Below are 3853 nucleotides of genomic sequence, written 5' to 3' on the forward strand. Positions count from 1 at the left end.
ACGTGGCGGGCCACCGGCTGGGCACGCGCGAGATCGAGGAGAGCATCAGCAGCCACCCGGCGGTGGCCGAGGTGGCGGTGGTGGGCGTGGCCGATGCGCTGAAGGGGCAGGCCGCGATGGCCTTCGTCGTGCTTCGCGACGCGGGGCGTGCGAGCGACGAGGCCGCCCGGCTGCGGCTGGAGGGCGAGGTGATGAAGACGGTCGAGCAGGGGCTGGGCGCGATCGCCCGGCCCTCGCGGGTGCACTTCGTCAGCGCGCTGCCGAAGACGCGCTCCGGCAAGCTGCTGCGCCGCGCGATCCAGGCCGTGTGCGAGCACCGCGACCCGGGCGACCTGACCACCATCGAGGATCCGACCGCGCTGCAGCAGATCCGCGAGAGGGTGGGGTCAGAGCACCTCTGACGCGAAGTCGGCGAGGCGCGAGCGCTCGCCGCGCGCCAGCGTGACGTGCCCCGAATGCGGCCAGCCCTTGAAGCGGTCGACCGCGAAGGTCAGGCCCGAGCTGCCCTCGGTCAGGTACGGCGTGTCGATCTGCGCCAGGTTGCCCAGGCACACGATCTTCGTGCCGGGGCCGGCGCGCGTGATCAGCGTCTTCATCTGCTTGGGCGTCAGGTTCTGCGCCTCGTCGATGATCACGAACTTGTTCAGGAAGGTGCGCCCGCGCATGAAGTTCAGGCTCTTGATCTTGATCTTGCTGCGCACCAGGTCGTTGGTGGCCGCGCGGCCCCATTCGCCGGCGGCGCCGTCGGTCTTCGACAGCACCTCGAGGTTGTCGTCGAGCGCGCCCATCCACGGCGACATCTTCTCTTCCTCGGTGCCCGGCAGGAAGCCGATGTCCTCGCCGACCGGCACCGTCACGCGCGTCACGATGATCTCGGTGTAGCGGCGGTCGTCCATCACCTGCGACAGCCCGGCCGCCAGCGTCATCAGCGTCTTGCCGGTGCCGGCCGTGCCGGTCAGCGTGATGAAGTCGCACTCCGGGTCCATCAGCAGGTTCAGCGCGAAGTTCTGCTCGCGGTTGCGCGCGGTGACGCCCCACACCGCGTTCTTCTGGTGGGTGTACTCGCGCAGCGTGCGCAGCACCGCGGTCTTGCCGGTGATCTCGGTGACCTTGGCGTACAGCGGCGCGGCGCCCGGCGCCTCGAGGTAGACGAACTGGTTGACCAGCAGCGCCGGCACCATCGGCCCGCTGATGCGGTAGTAGGTGAGGCCGCCCTGGTTCCAGCTCTCCATGGTCTTGCCATGGCGATCCCAGAAATCGGCGGGCAGCGGCAGCACGCCGGTGTAGAGCAGGTCGCCGTCGTCCAGCGTCTTGTCGTTGGTGTAGTCCTCGGCGGCCAGGCCCAGCGCACGCGCCTTGATGCGCATGTTGATGTCCTTGGACACCAGCACCACCTCGCGGCCCTGCTGCTGGTCGCGCAGCGCCTGCACGACGCCCAGGATCTGGTTGTCGGCCTTGCCCTGCGGCAGCCCCTGCGGCAGCGTCACGTTGACCAGCGTGGTCTGGAAGAACAGCTTGCCGCCGGCCTCACGGTGGCCGGTGGTCGCGAGCGGCAGGCCGTCGGCCATGTCGCGCCCCGGCTGGTCGGACAGGCCGCCGGCCAGCGCATCGAGGTCGCGGCTCACCTGGCGCGCATTGCGGGCGACCTCGGACATGCCCTTCTTGTGATCGTCGAGCTCCTCGAGCGTGATCATCGGCAGGTAGACGTCGTGTTCCTCGAAGCGGAACAGGCAGGTCGGGTCGTGCATCAGCACGTTGGTGTCGAGCACGAAGAGCTTGGCCGGGCCGGTGCCGCGCGGCTTGCGGGCTTTCGGCTCCGGCGCGCTGCGGCGCGGCTTGTCGGCGGGGTACGCGGCCGGGCTCGCGACCGGCGGGGCCGTCACCGGCGCGATCGCCTTGGCGGTGACCACCGGCGCGGCCTCGCGCGGCGCATCGAACAGGTCGAGCACCGCCGGCGAGGCGGGTTCCTCGCTGCGTTTGTTCTGCGTGCGTTTGCCGGGTTTGGGAGCGGCCTGCGATTCGAAATCGGCGGGGGTCAGGAGGGCGGCGCGTTTGGCAGGCGGCTTGGGCAGTGGCATGGGTGGTGTGTGGGTGTCAGTTGGCGAAGGGGGAGGCAACAGGACAGGCAACAAAAAAGCCGCGCGGTTGCCCGAGCGGCTTGATGTTTGGCTGTCTGGATTCACAACTCACAGGCATGGCCCATTATGCACATCCGCGATGACACCTCAACACAACTCCCGTCATCGTGGATTTTCCGGACCGACCGGCCTTCTTCAGGCCGCTTTCTTCAGGCCCTTGACGGCCTTCAGGATCTCGTCGACGTGCCCCGCGACCTTGATGCCGCGCCATTCGGCCCGCAGCACGCCTTCACCGTCGATCAGGAAGGTGCTGCGCTCGATGCCCTTGACCTTCTTGCCGTACATGATCTTGTTCTTGACGACGCCGAACATGTGGCAGAGCTTCTCTTCGGTGTCGGCGATCAGCTCGAACGGCAGCTCGAGGTTCTGCTTGAACTTGTCGTGCGAGCTCATGTTGTCGCGCGAGACGCCAAAAACCACCGCTCCGGCCTTGACGAAATCCTTGTGCCGATCGCGGAACTGCATGGCCTCGGTGGTACAACCGGGCGTGTTGTCCTTCGGGTAGAAGTAGAGAACGACGATCTGCCCCGCGAAGGCGGCGGGCGTGAACTTCACGCCACCGGTTGCGAGCGCTTCAAATTCCGGGAGGGGTTTGTTGAGGGCTGGCGTCATGAAGAATTCTGGGGAGTTGCGCCGCGGGAGGCGTAGCCGTAGATTATAAGGCCACGGCCATGGCGCTCCGGCCGGGTATCAGCTGCCCAGCAGCAGGCCGACCACCGCGCGGCGTCCCTCCGAGACCAGCACGTTGTAGGTGCGGCAAGCCGCCGCGGTGTCCATCGTCTCGATGCCGATGCGCCGCTCGATCAGCGGGCGCAGCCAGGCGGGCGGCGGGAATCGGATGCGGTCGCCGCTGCCGAAGATCACCAGCTCGGGCGACAGCGCCGCGATCACGCCGAAGTGCTCGGCGGTGAGTTCATCGAAGCGCTCGACCTTCCATTCCACGACCTCACCCTGCCACGGCACGACGATGCTGCGCCGGTGCACGACGCCGTTGATCGAGACGGCCCCCGGGATCAGGCCGGAGACGGCGTTGACGCCTTCGATGCGGTCGGGCTGGAGTTTCATGGCGTGTTCGAGCTGTCGGATGCGCAGGGGCGAGGTTCACGAATTCTTTCACACCGCGTATCCGATATCTGAAATCGAGATGTCGGCATCTTCGCCGCAGATGGTGCACCTCGCGACTTTCCGTTACCAACGGATCGTCACTCACAACCGCCTGCGGGAAGGGCTTCTCCAAATGTCGATGGGCATGCATGACGGCTTTGCATCGTTGGTGCGCGGGGTGCATCAGCGCCTTGGTCTGACGCTCCCGGTCGGCTGGGTCGTCGAGGCAGGAATGGCTGCACGTTCCGAGCTCGCACTGGACGGCGTCGGCTTCTCGTTGTTGTACGACCCGTTGGTCGATCCGCGGCGCATGCGCATGCAGTGCGACCTCGGGGATCCGGCTGAGCCGGCCCCGCGAAGGCTGGAGGACGTGCTGACGCGGATGCTGGAACTGAACTTCGTGTTGATGCTGCAGCAGCGAGGCACGACCCTGGGCATCGATCCGGATTCCGGCCGTGCGGTGTGTGTCATCGACGGTGATCTCGAAGCCATCCAGGCCGACGCGCTCGTGCGCAGCTTGCGAGCGGCCGCTGAACTTGCCTTGCATTGGCGACGCCACGGATTGCTGGACGACGGCGCCCGGGGTGGGGGTGGCACGCATGAAGCGAGGC

5 protein-coding genes are annotated in these 3853 nt (G+C 67.1%); 2 read left to right on the top strand and 3 right to left on the bottom strand.

Annotated elements, in window-relative coordinates; translation table 11 throughout:
* Positions 1 to 401, top strand: a 401-nt coding sequence (locus AC1D12_RS27320; RefSeq protein ID WP_477844176.1) for an AMP-binding enzyme, incomplete at its 5' end; no start/stop codon positions are given.
* Here AC1D12_RS27320 and AC1D12_RS27325 read toward each other — a convergent pair.
* The 3 genes from AC1D12_RS27325 to AC1D12_RS27335 all read right to left on the bottom strand — a co-directional run bounded on the left by AC1D12_RS27325 (position 387) and on the right by AC1D12_RS27335 (position 3203).
* Positions 387 to 2078, bottom strand: coding sequence for a PhoH family protein (locus AC1D12_RS27325; protein ID WP_477844178.1), 1692 nt, complete (start codon positions 2076 to 2078; stop codon positions 387 to 389). The two genes, AC1D12_RS27320 and AC1D12_RS27325, sit on opposite strands and share 15 nt — an antisense overlap.
* 195 nt (positions 2079 to 2273) lie before the next feature.
* A complete protein-coding gene (locus tag AC1D12_RS27330; protein WP_047511976.1) occupies positions 2274 to 2750 on the bottom strand; it encodes a peroxiredoxin in 477 nt (158 codons plus the stop codon).
* A 78-nt stretch (positions 2751 to 2828) separates the two neighbouring features.
* Positions 2829 to 3203 (bottom strand): Mth938-like domain-containing protein, encoded by a 375-nt coding sequence (locus AC1D12_RS27335; protein WP_465112536.1) that lies wholly within the window; start codon positions 3201 to 3203, stop codon positions 2829 to 2831.
* 19 nt (positions 3204 to 3222) lie between these two features.
* Here AC1D12_RS27335 and AC1D12_RS27340 point away from each other — a divergent pair.
* Positions 3223 to 3853, top strand: a 631-nt coding sequence (locus AC1D12_RS27340) for a CesT family type III secretion system chaperone (protein ID WP_477844180.1), incomplete at its 3' end; no start/stop codon positions are given.

The sequence above is a fragment of the Rhizobacter sp. P1_G5 genome (assembly GCF_056405435.1).

What these genes read in the sequence shown, in the direction of transcription:
- AC1D12_RS27330 (WP_047511976.1), bottom strand. Translation starts at nt 2,750, where the DNA reads ATGACGCCAGCCCTCAACAAACCCCTCCCGGAATTTGAAGCGCTCGCA.
- AC1D12_RS27335 (WP_465112536.1), bottom strand. Translation starts at nt 3,203, where the DNA reads ATGAAACTCCAGCCCGACCGCATCGAAGGCGTCAACGCCGTCTCCGGC.
- AC1D12_RS27325 (WP_477844178.1), bottom strand. Translation starts at nt 2,078, where the DNA reads ATGCCACTGCCCAAGCCGCCTGCCAAACGCGCCGCCCTCCTGACCCCC.